Origin of the sequence: Streptomyces wedmorensis (assembly GCF_000716445.1) — a bacterium.
Taxonomy (GTDB): Bacteria; Actinomycetota; Actinomycetes; order Streptomycetales; family Streptomycetaceae; genus Streptomyces; species Streptomyces wedmorensis.
On the sequence record NZ_JNWK01000058.1, the window covers coordinates 39,356 to 54,216 of the forward strand.

15 protein-coding genes are annotated in these 14,861 nt (G+C 71.1%); 7 read left to right on the top strand and 8 right to left on the bottom strand.

All coding sequences use genetic code 11. The features are described 5' to 3' along the window. Positions 1 to 40 precede the first annotated feature (40 nt). The 3 genes from OO54_RS33150 to OO54_RS33160 all read right to left on the bottom strand — a co-directional run bounded on the left by OO54_RS33150 (position 41) and on the right by OO54_RS33160 (position 3,211). Entirely contained in the window at positions 41 to 862 is an 822-nt protein-coding gene (locus OO54_RS33150; protein ID WP_033209862.1) for a MerR family transcriptional regulator, read from the bottom strand. Between the two features lie 44 nt (positions 863 to 906). Next, the gene (gene leuE, locus OO54_RS33155) at positions 907 to 1,563 is read right to left on the bottom strand and encodes a leucine efflux protein LeuE (RefSeq protein WP_026058300.1); all 657 of its coding nucleotides are present in this window, start codon (positions 1,561 to 1,563) and stop codon (positions 907 to 909) included. 67 nt (positions 1,564 to 1,630) lie between these two features. Continuing rightward, positions 1,631 to 3,211, bottom strand: a complete 1,581-nt coding sequence (locus OO54_RS33160) for an acyl-CoA mutase large subunit family protein (protein ID WP_033209865.1) — start codon at positions 3,209 to 3,211, stop codon at positions 1,631 to 1,633. A 173-nt stretch (positions 3,212 to 3,384) separates the two neighbouring features. On the opposite strand from OO54_RS33160, the gene OO54_RS33165 reads away from it, so the two are divergent. Next, positions 3,385 to 4,257, top strand: a complete 873-nt coding sequence (locus OO54_RS33165; protein WP_200146804.1) for a L,D-transpeptidase family protein — start codon at positions 3,385 to 3,387, stop codon at positions 4,255 to 4,257. Between the two features lie 179 nt (positions 4,258 to 4,436). On the opposite strand, the gene OO54_RS33170 is transcribed toward OO54_RS33165, so the two are convergent. Beyond that, positions 4,437 to 5,552 (bottom strand): hypothetical protein, encoded by a 1,116-nt coding sequence (locus tag OO54_RS33170; RefSeq protein WP_051787442.1) that lies wholly within the window; start codon positions 5,550 to 5,552, stop codon positions 4,437 to 4,439. Continuing rightward, positions 5,552 to 6,241, bottom strand: coding sequence for an RNA polymerase sigma factor (locus OO54_RS33175; RefSeq protein WP_033209868.1), 690 nt, complete (start codon positions 6,239 to 6,241; stop codon positions 5,552 to 5,554). The genes OO54_RS33170 and OO54_RS33175 overlap by 1 nt, the downstream gene beginning before the upstream one ends. 409 nt (positions 6,242 to 6,650) lie before the next feature. Between OO54_RS33175 and OO54_RS33180 the strand changes: the two genes are divergently transcribed. After that, entirely contained in the window at positions 6,651 to 7,388 is a 738-nt protein-coding gene (locus tag OO54_RS33180) for a Clp protease N-terminal domain-containing protein (protein WP_033209870.1), read from the top strand. Positions 7,389 to 7,472: 84 nt separating this feature from the next. Here the strand turns inward: OO54_RS33180 and OO54_RS33185 are convergent, their stop codons facing one another. The 3 genes from OO54_RS33185 to OO54_RS33195 all read right to left on the bottom strand — a co-directional run bounded on the left by OO54_RS33185 (position 7,473) and on the right by OO54_RS33195 (position 10,451). Then, positions 7,473 to 8,033 (bottom strand): hypothetical protein, encoded by a 561-nt coding sequence (locus OO54_RS33185; protein WP_033209873.1) that lies wholly within the window; start codon positions 8,031 to 8,033, stop codon positions 7,473 to 7,475. Between the two features lie 66 nt (positions 8,034 to 8,099). Beyond that, positions 8,100 to 8,741 (bottom strand): DUF4328 domain-containing protein, encoded by a 642-nt coding sequence (locus OO54_RS33190; protein ID WP_033209876.1) that lies wholly within the window; start codon positions 8,739 to 8,741, stop codon positions 8,100 to 8,102. An 87-nt stretch (positions 8,742 to 8,828) separates the two neighbouring features. Then, entirely contained in the window at positions 8,829 to 10,451 is a 1,623-nt protein-coding gene (locus OO54_RS33195) for a beta-N-acetylhexosaminidase (RefSeq protein ID WP_051787444.1), read from the bottom strand. A 185-nt stretch (positions 10,452 to 10,636) separates the two neighbouring features. Between OO54_RS33195 and OO54_RS33200 the strand changes: the two genes are divergently transcribed. From OO54_RS33200 to OO54_RS33220, 5 genes are all read left to right on the top strand, one after another. Further along, a complete protein-coding gene (locus OO54_RS33200; protein ID WP_106970145.1) occupies positions 10,637 to 11,254 on the top strand; it encodes a 2-oxo-4-hydroxy-4-carboxy-5-ureidoimidazoline decarboxylase in 618 nt (205 codons plus the stop codon). Positions 11,255 to 11,446: 192 nt separating this feature from the next. Next, positions 11,447 to 11,827, top strand: coding sequence for a succinate dehydrogenase, cytochrome b556 subunit (gene sdhC / locus OO54_RS33205; RefSeq protein WP_015035721.1), 381 nt, complete (start codon positions 11,447 to 11,449; stop codon positions 11,825 to 11,827). A gap of 8 nt (positions 11,828 to 11,835) precedes the next feature. Further along, positions 11,836 to 12,312: a succinate dehydrogenase hydrophobic membrane anchor subunit gene (locus OO54_RS33210; RefSeq protein WP_017239712.1), complete on the top strand. Its 477-nt coding sequence runs from the start codon at positions 11,836 to 11,838 to the stop codon at positions 12,310 to 12,312. Between the two features lie 25 nt (positions 12,313 to 12,337). Then, complete coding sequence (gene sdhA / locus OO54_RS33215) at positions 12,338 to 14,092, top strand: succinate dehydrogenase flavoprotein subunit (RefSeq protein ID WP_033209881.1); 1,755 nt, start codon at positions 12,338 to 12,340, stop codon at positions 14,090 to 14,092. Further along, positions 14,092 to 14,850, top strand: coding sequence for a succinate dehydrogenase iron-sulfur subunit (locus OO54_RS33220; protein WP_030318427.1), 759 nt, complete (start codon positions 14,092 to 14,094; stop codon positions 14,848 to 14,850). The genes sdhA and OO54_RS33220 overlap by 1 nt, the downstream gene beginning before the upstream one ends. The last annotated feature ends 11 nt before the right edge of the window (positions 14,851 to 14,861 follow it).

A 14,861-nucleotide genomic window follows, 5' to 3' on the forward strand; every position in this document is an offset into this window, starting at 1 on the left:
GGGACCCGTGGGGCGGGGGTCCCGGGGCCCGGGGAACCGCTCAGGCGCGGACGATCGCCTCCTGGATCTCCGTCACCCACTGCGAACGGTCCTCCGGGCACTCCAGGTACAGCTCCCGGGCATGGTGCCGCGACCGGTAGCCGTTGGCCTCGATCCACAGGGCGAGGGTCTGCGCGGTCGGCAGGACGGCGTCCATCGAGCCCCGGTGCACGACGGTCGCGGCCTCCTCGATGCCGGGCAGGACGTGCACCTCGACGCCCTCCACGACAGTCCCCTCGGGCACGGTCATGGCCGCGTGCACGACGACCGAGCCGTCGCCCTTGCCCGCGTCCTCGTAGTACGCGATCCCCGGGCCGAACCCGGTGAGCCCGGCGGCCTCCAGGCGACCGCACAGCTCCTCGTACAGGGGTCCGATGACCGGGCTGATGTCGTGCGGCCCGAAGCTCGCGGCGACGGCGCTCAGCTCGGCGACGCGGACGGCGGGGATCTTCTTGACGACGACGTCCTGGGTGGACATGCGTCCCTCGCTCTCGATGGCTCGGAGCCGCGCGCCGACCTGGGCGAGCCGTGCCCGCGCTGCTTCCAGGGCCGCTTCCAGCTCGGCCTGGCGCAACCGCAGCATCCCCCGCAGCTCCTCCGCGTCGATCGTCTCGTCGAGGATGGCCCCCACCTGTTCGAGGGTGAAGCCGAGGTCCTTGAGGGCGATGACGCGGTTGAGCCGGGCGAGCTGGTCCGCCGCGTAGAAGCGGTAGCCGGTGTGCGGGTCGACCCGGGCCGGGTGCAGCAGTCCGATGGCGTCGTAGTGGCGCAGCATCCGGACCGACACCCGCCCGTGCCGGGCGAAGTCTCCGATGGTGAACATGACGACTCCTACGGAACGCCCTCACACGGTGTCAGGGTCAAACGTCAGACGGCGCTGCTGAGCGAGAGCTTCGCGGCGAAGCCGAGGAAGAGGGCGCCGGCCGCCGAGGTCGCGCCCGCGGAGAGGCGCTTGCGGCGGCGGAAGACGGCCGCGAGCCGGGTGCCGCCGAAGATGAGGGCCGTCAGGTAGAGGAAGCTGCCGATCTGCAGGATCGTGCCGAGGACGAGGAACGAGAGCGCCGGGTAGGCGTAGCCGGGGTCCACGAACTGCACGAAGAAGGAGATCAGGAAGAGGATCGCCTTCGGGTTGAAGATGCTGATGAGCAGCGCGCGGCGGTACGGGTTCTCGCCGGCGGCGGCCGGGGTCTCCTCGGGCTCGGCGAGGGCCGTCTCTCCGCGGGACCGCCACGTGCTCCACGCGGCGCGCAGCATGCCGATCGCCATCCAGGTGAGGTAGCCCGCGCCCGCGTACTTGACGATGGTGAAGAGGAGCGGGGTCGTCTGGAGCAGCGAGGCGGCGCCGAGCGCGGCCAGCGTCATGAGTATCGCGTCGCCGGTGAACACCCCCGCGGCGGCCTTGTATCCGGTGCGGGTGCCCTTGCGGGCGGCCACGGACAGCACGTAGAGCGAGTTCGGCCCCGGGAGGAGGACGATGAGGACGACGCCCGCGAGATAGGTCGACAGATCGGTGACACCCAGCATGAGGCGGAGTGTCGCATACGAGTACGACACTCCGCTGTGACCTGCGTCTATGGGCTCCCGTGCGGGCTCAGAACGCGTTGACGGGGACGTAGGTGCCCCAGACGCCTCGGAGTGCGTCGCAGACCTCTCCGACGGTGGCGCGGGCCTTGAGGGCGTCCTTCATCGGGTAGAGGACGTTGTCCGTGCCTTCCGCGGCCTTCCTCAGCGCGGCGAGTGCCGCGTGGACGGCGGCCTGGTCGCGTTCGGCGCGGAGCCTGCCGAGCCGGTCGGCCTGCTGGGCCTCGATGGCGGGGTCGACGCGCAGCGGCTCGTAGGGTTCCTCGACGTCGATCGTGTAGCGGTTGACGCCGACCACGACCCGCTCGCCGCTGTCGGTCTCCTGGGCGATCCGGTAGGCGGAGCGCTCGATCTCGTCCTTCTGGAAGCCGCGCTCGATCGCGGCGACCGCGCCGCCCATGTCCTCGACGCGGGCCATCAGTTCCAGGGCGGCCGCCTCGACGCCGTCGGTCATCTTCTCGACCACGTACGAACCGGCGAACGGGTCCACCGTGGCCGTCACGTCCGTCTCGTAGGCCAGGACCTGCTGGGTGCGCAGGGCGAGGCGGGCGGACTTGTCCGTCGGCAGGGCGATGGCCTCGTCGAAGGAGTTGGTGTGCAGCGACTGGGTGCCGCCGAGGACGGCCGCCAGGCCCTGGACGGCGACCCGCACGAGGTTGACCTCGGGCTGCTGGGCGGTGAGCTGCACGCCCGCGGTCTGGGTGTGGAAGCGGAGCATCAGCGACTTGGGGTCCTTCGCGCCGAACTCCTCCCTCATCACCCGCGCCCAGATCCGGCGGGCGGCGCGGAACTTGGCGACCTCCTCCAGGATCGTGGTGCGGGCCACGAAGAAGAAGGAGAGCCGCGGGGCGAAGTCGTCGACGTCCATGCCGGCGGCGACGGCGGTGCGGACGTACTCGATGCCGTCGGCGAGGGTGAAGGCGATCTCCTGCGCGGGCGAGGCTCCGGCCTCGGCCATGTGGTAGCCGGAGATGGAGATGGTGTTCCACTTCGGGATCTCGGCCCGGCAGTACTTGAAGATGTCCGCGATCAGCCGCAGCGACGGCTTCGGCGGGAAGATGTAGGTGCCCCGGGCGATGTACTCCTTGAGCACGTCGTTCTGGATCGTGCCGGTCAGCTTGTCCGCCGGGACGCCCTGCTCCTCGCCGACGAGCTGGTAGAGCAGCAGCAGGAGGGCGGCGGGGGCGTTGATCGTCATCGACGTGGAGACCTTGTCCAGCGGGATCCCGTCGAACAGGACGCGCATGTCGTCGATCGAGTCGATGGCGACGCCGACCTTGCCGACCTCGCCGTGCGCGATCGGGGCGTCGGAGTCGTGGCCCATCTGGGTCGGCAGGTCGAAGGCGACGGACAGGCCCGTGGTGCCGTTGGCGATCAGCTGCTGGTAGCGGGCGTTGGACTCGACGGCGGTGCCGAAGCCGGCGTACTGCCGCATGGTCCAGGGCCGGCCGGTGTACATCGACGGGTACACGCCACGGGTGAAGGGGTACGCGCCGGGCTCGCCCAGCTTCTGGTCGGGATCCCATCCGTCCAGGGCGTCCGGTCCGTAGACCGGCTCGATCGGCAGCCCCGACTCAGATTCGCGCGCCATGCGTTGTGCCTTCCGGTAGCCCCCTGCTTCCCACCAGCATGTGCGGTTCGTGGCCCCGGTGCGCAACCGCACACGCGTGGGAAGCATCCCTACGTACATACGACTCGTCCCGGGGGGCAACGATGAAGCGGTCTTCGACCGTCATACGCAGGATGGCCACGCGCGGAACCGGCATGCGCGGAACCGTCCTGCGCAGGGTGGCGCTGGCGACGGTGGCGGTGGCACTCGCCGCGGGCTGTACGCCCGACGCGGCGGGTCCCGGCACCGGTACCGCCGGCCCGACGAAGGCCCCCGCGCCCGCCTCGTCGGTGCCGGGGACCGCGACGCCGACGTCCGGTGCGACCCCGGACGACAAGCCGCCGTCCCCCTCCGCGACCTCCCCGTCCGCCTCGCCCTCCACCGGGACGCCCGCGCCGAAGCCCCTCATGGGCGACGGCGACGAGAGCGAGCAGGTCCGCGAGCTCCAGGCGCGGCTGCGGCAGCTGGACCACTTCGACCGGGCGCCGACCGGTTTCTACGGGACGATGACGGCGGGCGCGGTCAAGAAGTTCCAGAAGCGCCGGGACCTGCCGGTGACCGGCTCGGTCGACGAGGCGACCTGGCAGCGGCTGCTCTCCGTGTCCCGGAAGCCGACCGCCGACGAGCTGAAGCCCTCCACCACCAACAAGCTGGACACCCCCGACCCGCGGTGCATGACGGGCCGGGTGCTGTGCATCAGCAAGGAGAGCCGGACCCTCGCCTGGATGATCGACGGCAAGGTCGTCTCGTCCCTGGACGTCCGCTTCGGCTCGGAGAACACGCCGACCCGCGAGGGCACCTTCAGCATCGGCTGGAAGGCCCGGAAGTGGACGTCGACGATCTACCACACGCCCATGCCGTACGCGATGTTCTTCAGCGGCGGCCAGGCCGTGCACTACTCGGCGGACTTCGCGGCCCGCGGCTACAACGGCGCCTCGCACGGCTGCGTCAACGTCCGGGACAAGGCGAAGCTCTCGGCCCTCTTCGACCAGGTGAAGGTCGGGGACAAGGTCGTCGTCCACTGGTGACGCCAGGGGGCATCCGCTGGTGACGCCAGGGGGAGAAGGAAGGGGCGCGGGTGGGACCGGGGGAACGTGTCCCACCCGCGCCGGGTGCGCGGAGCCGTAGGTACGGGGGGAACCCCGGCTCACTGCGCGGCCGATGACCAGTCGGCACATTCCATACTGCGCCGACGGGCCGAGAAGTGTTACACCGGCAGCGGGACGGGTGCCTCGGCGATGGTTCCGGGGACCGTTCCGGAGGTCGTTCCGGACGTGCTCCCGGTGACGACGGCAGCCGTGGAACGGGTGCCGCCGCGGGGGTCGCCGCCGCTGCTCCGGGCGTCGCCGGACCCGGCGGCGTCGTTCCCTGCGCTGTCCCGGCGGTCGCCGCCGGAAGCGCCTCGGTCCTCGTCCTTCGCGTCGCCGTCGGAGCCCTCGCCGGTGCCGCCGCCGGACGCGTCGGTACCGCCGGAAGCGCCGGTGCCGCCCGCGAGGACGCGGTCGCAGTAGCGGCGGAGGGTGTCGCCGGTGCGCAGGTTGCGGGTGAGCTGCTCCCGGCCGGCCGAGTCGAGCCGTCCGGCCCGGTAGTCCTGGCAGGCCTTGAGCATCTTGGTGCGGAGGTCGGTGCCGGAGGTGCCGTCCTTGCCGCCTGTGTCGTCCTTGCCGCCGATACCCGTATCCGTACCCGTGTCCGGAGTGGTCCTCCCCGGCGTCGGAGTGGACGCGCCGTCTCCGTCCGGACCCCGGGTGGCCGGCGCCGTGGTGGCGGCGTCGGCGGAGGGGGACGAGCCGGACGTGCCGTCGGAGCCGCCCGGTCCCTGCGGGGGCGTCTCGGGATCCCGGCTCATGCCGGGCTCCTTCGAGACGAGCGGATCGGGGGACTCCCCCGCCGTCACGGAGCTGGCGGGCGCGGGGCCCCCGATCGACAGGACGCCGGTGCCGGCGGCGACGGCGACCCCGCCGACCGTGACGGCGGCGACCGCGGCGGCCAGCCCGTACCGCAGGGAGCGTCCCCAGCGGCGCGCCGGGGCGGTGACGGGGGCGAGCCGCACCCGGCCGAGGTCGGCGCGGTCGTCCGCGCCGGCCGTGACGGCGGCGGCGCGGGCCGCGGTGGCGGCGCGGAAGGCGGCGAGGGCCGCGGCCTCGCCGGGGAGTTCGGCGTCCGCGGCCGGGAAGGCGGCCGGGGTGCGGGCCGCGCCGAGGGCTTCGGAGAGACGTTCCGCCTGGCCGCGCACATGGTCGTCGGCGGCATCGACCGGCTCGCCGCGGAGCAGTCGCTCCGCGGCCTCCTGGTCGAGCCACTGGTACCGCTCGTCGGCCATCACATGTCCTTCTGCGTACGCGGCCGTGATTGCGTCACACCGCCGGGAGCCACGGGCCCCGGTCCACGGCCGCGTTGCGGAGGCACACCGTCCAGGGGGACGACCGTCCCGCCCGCCTCTTCCGCCCCGCCCGCCTCGCCGTCGACGCCGAGGAGCTCGGCGAGTTTCTTGAGGCCGCGGTGCGCCGCAGTGCGGACCGCGCCGGGGCGTTTGCCCAGCGTGTCAGCGGCGGTCTTGGCGTCCAGGCCGACGACGACGCGCAGGACGACGGCCTCGGCCTGGTCCTGCGGGAGCTGGGCGATCAGTCGCATGGTGTGGCCGGTGGCCAGGGACTCCAGGGCCTCGCTCGCGGTGTCGGAGTCGGCGGGCTTGTCGGTCAGTTCGGTCTCGTCGCCACCGGACGCGGGACGCCTGCCCCGCATCCTGATGTGGTCGAGGGCGCGGTTGCGGGCGATCCGGGCCGCCCAGCCGCGAAAGCGGTCGGCGTCGCCCGCGAACCGGTCGAGGTCGCGTGCGATCTGGAGCCACGACTCCGAGGCGACGTCCTCGGCGTCGGCCTCGCCGACCAGTGTCCGTATGTAGCCGAGCAACCGAGGATGCACGGCGCGATACACAGTCCGGAACGCGTTCTCGTTCCCGTCCTGCGCAGCGAGCACCGCGGCCGTCAGCTCCGCGTCGTCCCCCAGCACTCCCCAAACCCTGTTCGTCGGTCGCGTCGGTCGCGGCGCCGCGGCTGGTCACGACCGCCACGCTGCCTCGCGCACCTGCACGCTACGTCGTGTCGCGGCGTCCCGTCCACGCGGTCCGGGGTCTTTGTACAACTTGCAACCTTCGGGGACCTCTCGCGGCGCATGTGCCGGTGCGCGCGCGGGTGTGACACAAACCGCACCCTCGGCGCTGTATGGAGTACGGAGCCGTGCTGCGGCTCCGTGGATGACGACCGGGGCCTCTCCTGTGGGGGGTGGCGGCCCCGGTCGTCTCCCTTTTCCCTCCTTTTCCCTCCCTTTTTCCGGCTCGTTTCCGCCCCTGGGCGCACTGCGACCTCTTCACCGTCAACCCGACGTTGACAGTGGGTGAGTGTCAACCTAGGGTTGCCTCATGACGAATCCAGTCGGTCTGAATGTCCCTGTCCGTCTCGACGAGCTCATCGACGCGATCAAGAAGGTCCACCCCGACGCGCTGGAGCAGCTCTCCGGCGCCGTCATCGCGGCGGACCACCTCGGCGACGTCGCCGACCACCTCATCGGCCACTTCGTGGACCAGGCCCGGCGCTCCGGCGCCTCCTGGACCGACATCGGCCGCAGCATGGGCGTCACCCGCCAGGCGGCCCAGAAGCGCTTCGTCCCCAAGGAACCGGACGCGGAGAAGATGGACCCGAACGCCGGGTTCAGCCGCTTCACCCCCCGGGCGCGGAACGTCGTCATGGCCGCCCAGAACGAGGCCACGGCCGCCCGCAACGACGAGACCCTCCCGGCTCACCTGGCGCTCGGCCTGCTCGCCGAACCCGAGGGGCTCGCGGCGCACTGGATCGCCTCGAAGGGCGTGACCCTCGACCGGGTCCGCGAGGCCGTCACGGCGACCCTGCCGCCGGCCGCCGACGAGGTGCCCGCGCTCATCCCGTACGACGCGGCGGCGAAGAAGGTCCTGGAGCTGACGTTCCGCGAGGCCCTGCGCCTCGGCCACAACTACGTCGGCACCGAGCACATCCTGCTGGCCCTCCTGGAGCACGAGGACGGCGACGGCGTGCTGAGCGGGCTGGGCCTCGACAAGGCCACGGCCGAGCGGGAGATCGCGGAGGCGATCGCCTCCATCGCGATCCAGCCCCCGGAGGCATAGGGCTTGTCCGGAGAGTCCAGCCCGGCGCTGCCGGCCCCGTAGGGGAGGCCGGCCCTCATCGGGGGCCGGCCTCTTCCGTGTCGGTCAGGCCGTGCGGGCGCGGCGGGAGACGACGGCGCGCAGGACCCGGCCGCCCTCGACGGAGAGTTCGCGGGCGCGGCGGAGGCCGGTCGGGCCGTGGGCGACCGATTCGAGGACGGTCTGCTGGCGGCGGAGTTCCCCGGCGAGCAGCGGGCCCGCACCGTCGGCGTCCCCGGCCCGGCAGCGCTCGACGAGACCGTCGGGCACGCCGGCGGCGTCGTACCGGCCGTGCAGGGCGAGGGCGGTGACGGAGCATGCGGCGGCCCAGCCGCGCAGGGCCTCGGACGTCCAGGCGTCCGGGGCCTCCGCCAGCATGGCGCGTACGGCCCCGGCGTCCTCCGTGCCGTCCACGTCGAGGTCCACGCGGGCCTTGGCGACGGCCTCGCCCCATGCCTCTCCGTCGCCGCGGGCGACGGCCGCCCACACCGGCCGCAGGGCGTCGCCCCGGTCGGGGGCGAGCAGCGGCAGACAGCGGTCGAGGCAGGCGAGACCGGCCGCGGCCAGACCTCGCTCGTCGGCCCCGTCGATCAGTTCCAGCAGGCTCCGGCCGTTCCCCGACGTCATGGACGCCTCCTCGCCACCCGATGCGGACGCAGTACTTCCACTACTGCGCCGAGTGGCGCCTTTTCGTCACTGCGCGGCCGGAATCATGCCAGTGGCCTTGCTGTGCTGCATAGAGGTCAGACGCCGGACGAAGCGGATCGCGAGGACGGCGGCGACGGCGTCGAGGGCGTAGCCGACGAGGGACCACTGGGTCGCCATGACCCAGGTCTCGGTGGACTCCGACGTCTTGTACATCTGTCCGGAGATCCAGTTCACCAGCGTGCCGACGACCCAGCACGTCCACCAGACGTTGAGCGGTCGCAGCTCCCCCTTGCCGTCGGCGGCGTACGGCTCCCAGCGGCTGGCACGCCAGATCTCGACGGCGATGGACCGCGGGATCCAGAGGTTGCCGAACGGGATGAACCAGCAGCCGATGGCGTAGCCCGGCGTGCGGGTCTGCAGGTCGCGAGCCCAGACCTCGGCGTTGCCCCGCAGTCGGCGGAACCAGAGTATGAACGTGATCCCGGTCGCCAGGAACACCATGAAGGACAGGCCGTAGGTGATCACCCAGTCGAACGGCCCGAGGCTCTCCGGGTCGACGGGGCCCGACTCGCCGGCCAGCAGATCGCGGGCGTCGAACGCGCCGAGCAGGACGTCGAAGACGATGTTTCCGGCGAGCAGGACGACGACCGCCTTCGCGATGCCGTTCGGATCCTTGAGCATGAACATGCGGTTCCCCCCAGGAACGTGCGGCGGCCGAGCGGCCGCCGCCGGGGGAACGTACGCGATCCTGATCGGCCGCGTCCACGATGATCGTCAGCGCACCTTCGCCGCCAGCGCCTTGAACTGTTCCCAGGTCAGGGCCGGTTTCTCCGCATCCCACACCTTCTGGGCGAAGGCTGCCAGCGGCGTGCGGATGCCGGCCGCCACCTGCGCCTGGGTCTGGGCCCCGGACAGGTCGCACCAGACCGCGAAGCGGCCACCGAGGATCTGGGCGTCGTACTTCGCCGGCACGGCGGTGGAGCCGCGCAGGACGCGCGGGGTCCACTGCTCGTAGATCCGGCGCCCGGTGGGGTACGCGAAGTCGTTGGGCTCGCCCAGGACGTAGTAGAGGTAGTCGTCGTTGAGGTTGACCAGCTTGCGGCCCGCGCTCAGGTACGAGACGGGCTGCCGGGCGCCGATCTCCCGGCCCGTCCAGTACTCGACCTCGATGTCCTTCGCCGCGCTGACCACGCCGCCCGTGAAGAAGCCGTCGTTCCAGGCCTTGAGGGTCTTGCCGGTGGGCCGGACGACGGCCGCCCGGTCGTTGAGCCAGCCGGTGGCCAGGTCCTGGACGCGGCCGGACGCCCCGTACTTCGCGCGCGCGGCGCGGGCCAGCTGCGGGTAGCTCGCCTCGGGGTTCTGGGACATGAGGGCGACGTACTCGTCGGCGCCGAGGTGCCAGTACGCCCCCGGGAAGAGCCCGGTGTACTCGCGCAGCAGGTCGTCGACGATCCTCGCCGAGTCCGGGTCGGAGATGTCGACGGCTCCGCGCGGGGTCCGGCCGCTCGCGCTGACGAGCTGGAGGTCCGGGTGGGCGGCGATGACGGCGCCGAGGTGCCCCGGCGAGTCGATCTCGGGGACCACCGTGATGTGGCGGCTCGCCGCGAGGGCGAGGATCCGCCGCACCTCGGCCTTGGTGAGGTGCTGGGCGGAGACGACCTCGGGATGGCTCGAGGACTCGATCCGGAAGCCCTGGTCGTCGGAGAAGTGCAGACCGAGCTGGTTGAGCTTGAGGTCGCCCATCTCCCGGACGCGGTCCTCCAGCCAGGCGGCCGTGAAGTGCTTGCGGGCTATGTCCACCATGAACCCGCGCTGCGGCTTCGCGGGCCGGTCGGTGACGGTCCCCTCGGGCATGGCGCCGGTGGCCTTCACCGACTGCTTGAGCGTGCGGGTGCCGTAGAAGACCCCGGCCTCGTCGGGTCCGCTGATCCGCACCCGGCCGTCGTCGACGGTCAGGGTGTACGACTCCGGGGCCCCGTCCCCGCCCAGGGCCAGCTCGACGTCCCCGGGTCCGGCGGCGACGGCACCGCGGTACGGGATGCCGAGCTCCCCGGCTATCAGCTTCCCCTCGTCGGCGAGGCCCGCGCTGTCCGCGCCGAGGACGACCCCGCCGGCGGGCGAGGGCTTCCAGCCGGGACCGCGGGCGGGCACGTGGTCGGCGACGGCCGGAACGGTCCGGGGCGCGGTCGACAGCGGGTAGGTCCGGGTCGGCGTGGGGGTCGGTGTCGGGGAGGGCGGTGGCGCGCTGGTGGGCGCGGCGCTCACCGACGTACCGCCGGGGGGCGAGGGGGCACCGGACGGAGATCCGTTCGAGCAGGCCGCCACGGTGGCCAGTGCCACCGCGGTCGCCATCAGGGCGGGGCCCCGCCGGGGCCTCCGAATGGAGTACCGCATCATTCGGAATCCTCCCGTACGGAAGACGGTCCGGCCAATCGGTCGGTGGAGCGGTGGCGCGATTCCGGGCCCAGGGGGCGTCCGGACACCCTTGGTGGAACCCGAGCGTCCATCACATGTTCCGAAACTCTCCCTTCCGGGTGAAATTCGCGCATCCGTCGGACACTTCCCTCATCCCGTCGATAACGTTGCGTCACGCCCACCCCACCCGTCCCGGAGTACCGGAGCCCACGCTGACCAGCGACACCCACGCCCCCTGCCGGAAGCCGGGCTCCACGGACACGCCTGCCATACCCGCCCAGCAGGCCCACCCCCGGCACACCGGCGGCCTCGTCGCGTTCAACGCGGCCACGCCCGCCGAGGCCGAGGCCCTGCTGCTGTCCTGCTGCCACAGTCGCCGCTGGGCCGAACGGGTGGCCGCGCACCGTCCGTACCCGACGGTGGACGCCCTGCTCGCCGCCGCCGACGAGGCCGGGTACGACCTGTCACGGGCCGAGCTCGACACGGCCCTGGCCGCCGAGTCCTCCGTCCTGCCGCACCCCGGGGCCCCGCCGGCCGCGCTGACGGCACTGCGGGCCGCCCACGCCGCGTACGAGAGCGGCTTCGGGCACGCCTTCGTGATCAGCCTCGACGGAGTGCGGCCCGGGGAGCGGCTCGACCAGGTCCTGGCCGGCATCCGGTCACGTCTCTGCAACGAACCGGAGGAGGAGCGGGTGATCGCCGCCGACGAACTGCGCCGGCTCGCCCGCGCCCGGCTCGCCTTCCGGCTGGCCGAGGGGCTCACACCCCGACACTCCGAACCGTGAATTCGTCCGGAATGCGGCGATTCCGGCCTGCGCGATAGCCCGTCCGTGCCTGTTTGATCACACCGATGGACCCCGCGCGAGCGAACCGACAAGTCGTCGCTACGATGACCGGGGCCGGTGGACCGTACCCGGCCGGGTCTGACCGACAGAGAAGCCGGCCGGCCCTGATCCCCGCTCCCGGAGGGTTTTTCCGTGCCGGCTGGAACGCTGTACCGCGGCCGGGAAGGAATGTGGAGCTGGGTGGCTCATCGAGTCACCGGCGTCCTCATCTTCTTCTTCCTGTTCGTACACGTGCTGGACACCGCTCTCGTCCGCGTCTCCCCCGAGGCGTACGACGAGGTGGTCGCGACCTACAAGACGCCGATCGTCGCTCTTCTGGAGTACGGCCTCGTCGCCGCCATCCTCTTCCACGCGCTGAACGGCCTCCGGGTCATCGCCGTGGACTTCTGGTCCAAGGGCCCGCGCTACCAGAAGCAGATGCTCTGGACCGTCGTGGGCATCTGGGTCGTGCTGATGGCGGGCTCGCTGTACCCCGTCCTCGGCCACGCCGCACGTGAACTGTTCGGGAGCTGACGCCACTCATGTCCGCTGACACCTCCGCCGCGATCGGCCCCGTCGAGGGCGGCTCCCACTACGACGTGGAGAACCCCGCGCCGTACATCGAGGCCCCCCGCAAGCGCACGGGCAAGACCCCGCGCGCGACCCGCGGCAACTTCGAGATGGCCGCGTGGCTCTTCATGCGCCTCTCGGGCGTGGTCCTCGTCGTCCTGGTCCTCGGTCACCTGCTGATCCAGCTCTTCCTGGACGGCGGCGTCTCCAAGATCGGCTTCGCCTTCGTGGCCGGCCGCTGGGCGTCCCCGTTCTGGCAGGTCTGGGACCTCCTGATGCTCTGGCTCGCCATGCTGCACGGCGCCAACGGCCTCCGTACCGTCATCAACGACTACGCGGAGCGGGCCAACACGCGCCTGTGGCTCAAGGGCCTGCTGTACACCGCCACGGTGTTCACCATCCTTCTGGGCACGCTGGTGATCTTCACCTTCGACCCGAACATCCGCTAGGCACGGGGCTGAGGTAATCCACGTCATGAAGATCCACAAGTACGACACCGTCATCGTCGGCGCCGGTGGCGCCGGCATGCGCGCCGCCATCGAGTCGACGAAGCGCAGCCGCACCGCCGTCCTGACGAAGCTCTACCCCACCCGCTCCCACACGGGCGCCGCGCAGGGCGGCATGGCCGCCGCGCTGGCGAACGTGGAAGAGGACAACTGGGAGTGGCACACCTTCGACACGGTCAAGGGCGGTGACTACCTGGTCGACCAGGACGCCGCCGAGATCCTGGCGAAGGAGGCCATCGACGCCGTCCTCGACCTGGAGAAGATGGGCCTGCCGTTCAACCGCACCCCGAACGGCACCATCGACCAGCGCCGCTTCGGCGGTCACTCCCGCAACCACGGCGAGGCCCCGGTCCGCCGGTCCTGCTACGCCGCGGACCGCACCGGCCACATGATCCTCCAGACGCTGTACCAGAACTGCGTCAAGGAGGGCGTGGAGTTCTTCAACGAGTTCTACGTCCTGGACCAGCTGATCACCGAGATCGACGGTGTGAAGCACTCCGCGGGCGTCGTCGCCTACGAGCTGGCCACCGGCGAGATCCACATCTTCCAGGCCAAGGCCGTGATCTACGCGTCCGGCGGCACCGGCAAGTTCTTCAAGGTGACCTCCAACGCGCACACCCTGACCGGTGACGGCCAGGCCGCCTGCTACCGCCGCGGCCTGCCCCTGGAGGACATGGAGTTCTTCCAGTTCCACCCGACGGGCATCTGGCGCATGGGCATCCTGCTGACGGAGGGCGCCCGCGGTGAGGGCGGCATCCTCCGCAACAAGGACGGCGAGCGCTTCATGGAGAAGTACGCGCCGGTCATGAAGGACCTCGCGTCCCGTGACGTCGTCTCCCGCTCCATCTACACGGAGATCCGCGAGGGCCGCGGCTGCGGTCCCGAGGGCGACCACGTCTACCTCGACCTGACGCACCTCCCGCCGGAGCAGCTCGACGCCAAGCTCCCGGACATCACCGAGTTCGCCCGTACGTACCTCGGCATCGAGCCGTACACGGACCCGATCCCGATCCAGCCCACCGCGCACTACGCCATGGGCGGCATCCCGACGAACGTCGAGGGTGAGGTCCTCTCGGACAACACCACCGTCGTCCCGGGCCTGTACGCGGCCGGCGAGGTCGCCTGCGTGTCGGTGCACGGCGCCAACCGCCTCGGCACCAACTCGCTGCTCGACATCAACGTCTTCGGCAAGCGCTCCGGCATCGCCGCCGCCGAGTACTCCGCCAAGCACGACTTCGTCGAGCTGCCGGAGAACCCGGAGTCCCTCGTCGTCGCGCAGATCGAGAAGCTGCGCAACTCCACGGGCAACGAGCGGGTCGCCGACCTGCGCCGTGAGCTCCAGGAGACGATGGACGCCAACGTGATGGTCTTCCGCACGGAGCAGACCATCAAGACGGCCGTCGAGAAGATCGCCGAGCTGCGCGAGCGCTACGAGAACGTGTCCATCCAGGACAAGGGCAAGCGCTTCAACACGGACCTCCTGGAGGCCATCGAGCTGGGCAACCTGCTCGAACTGGCCGAGGTCATGGCCGTATCGGCCCTGGCGCGCAAGGAGTCCCGCGGCGGTCACTACCGCGAGGACTACCCCAACCGCGACGACGTCAACTTCATGCGCCACACCATGGCGTACCGCGAGGTCGGCGAGGACGGCTCCGAGACCGTCCGTCTCGACTACAAGCCGGTCGTCCAGACCCGCTACCAGCCGATGGAGCGTAAGTACTGATGGCTACCCCCGTACTGGACAAGGTCGAGGCGGAGTCCGCCGCCTCCCCGTACATCACGGTCACGATGCGGATCCGCCGCTTCAACCCCGAGGTGTCGGACGCGTCGGTCTGGGAGGACTTCCAGATCGAGATCGACCCGAAGGAGCGTGTGCTCGACGCCCTCCACAAGATCAAGTGGGACGTCGACGGCACGCTGACCTTCCGTCGCTCGTGCGCGCACGGCATCTGCGGCTCGGACGCGATGCGGATCAACGGCAAGAACAGGCTCGCCTGCAAGACGCTGATCAAGGACATCAACCCCGAGAAGCCGATCACGGTCGAGGCCATCAAGGGCCTGACGGTGCTCAAGGACCTCGTGGTCGACATGGAGCCGTTCTTCCAGGCGTACCGGGACGTCATGCCGTTCCTGGTCACCAAGGGCAACGAGCCGACCCGCGAGCGTCTGCAGTCCGCCGAGGACCGCGAGCGCTTCGACGACACCACCAAGTGCATCCTGTGCGCCGCGTGCACGTCGTCCTGCCCGGTCTTCTGGAACGACGGCCAGTACTTCGGTCCGGCCGCGATCGTCAACGCGCACCGCTTCATCTTCGACTCGCGTGACGAGGCGGGCGAGCAGCGCCTGGAGATCCTGAACGACAAGGACGGCGTGTGGCGCTGCCGCACGACGTTCAACTGCACGGACGCGTGCCCCCGTGGCATCGAGGTCACCAAGGCCATCCAGGAAGTGAAGCGCGCGCTCATCACGCGCCGTTTCTGACCTCTGGGTTC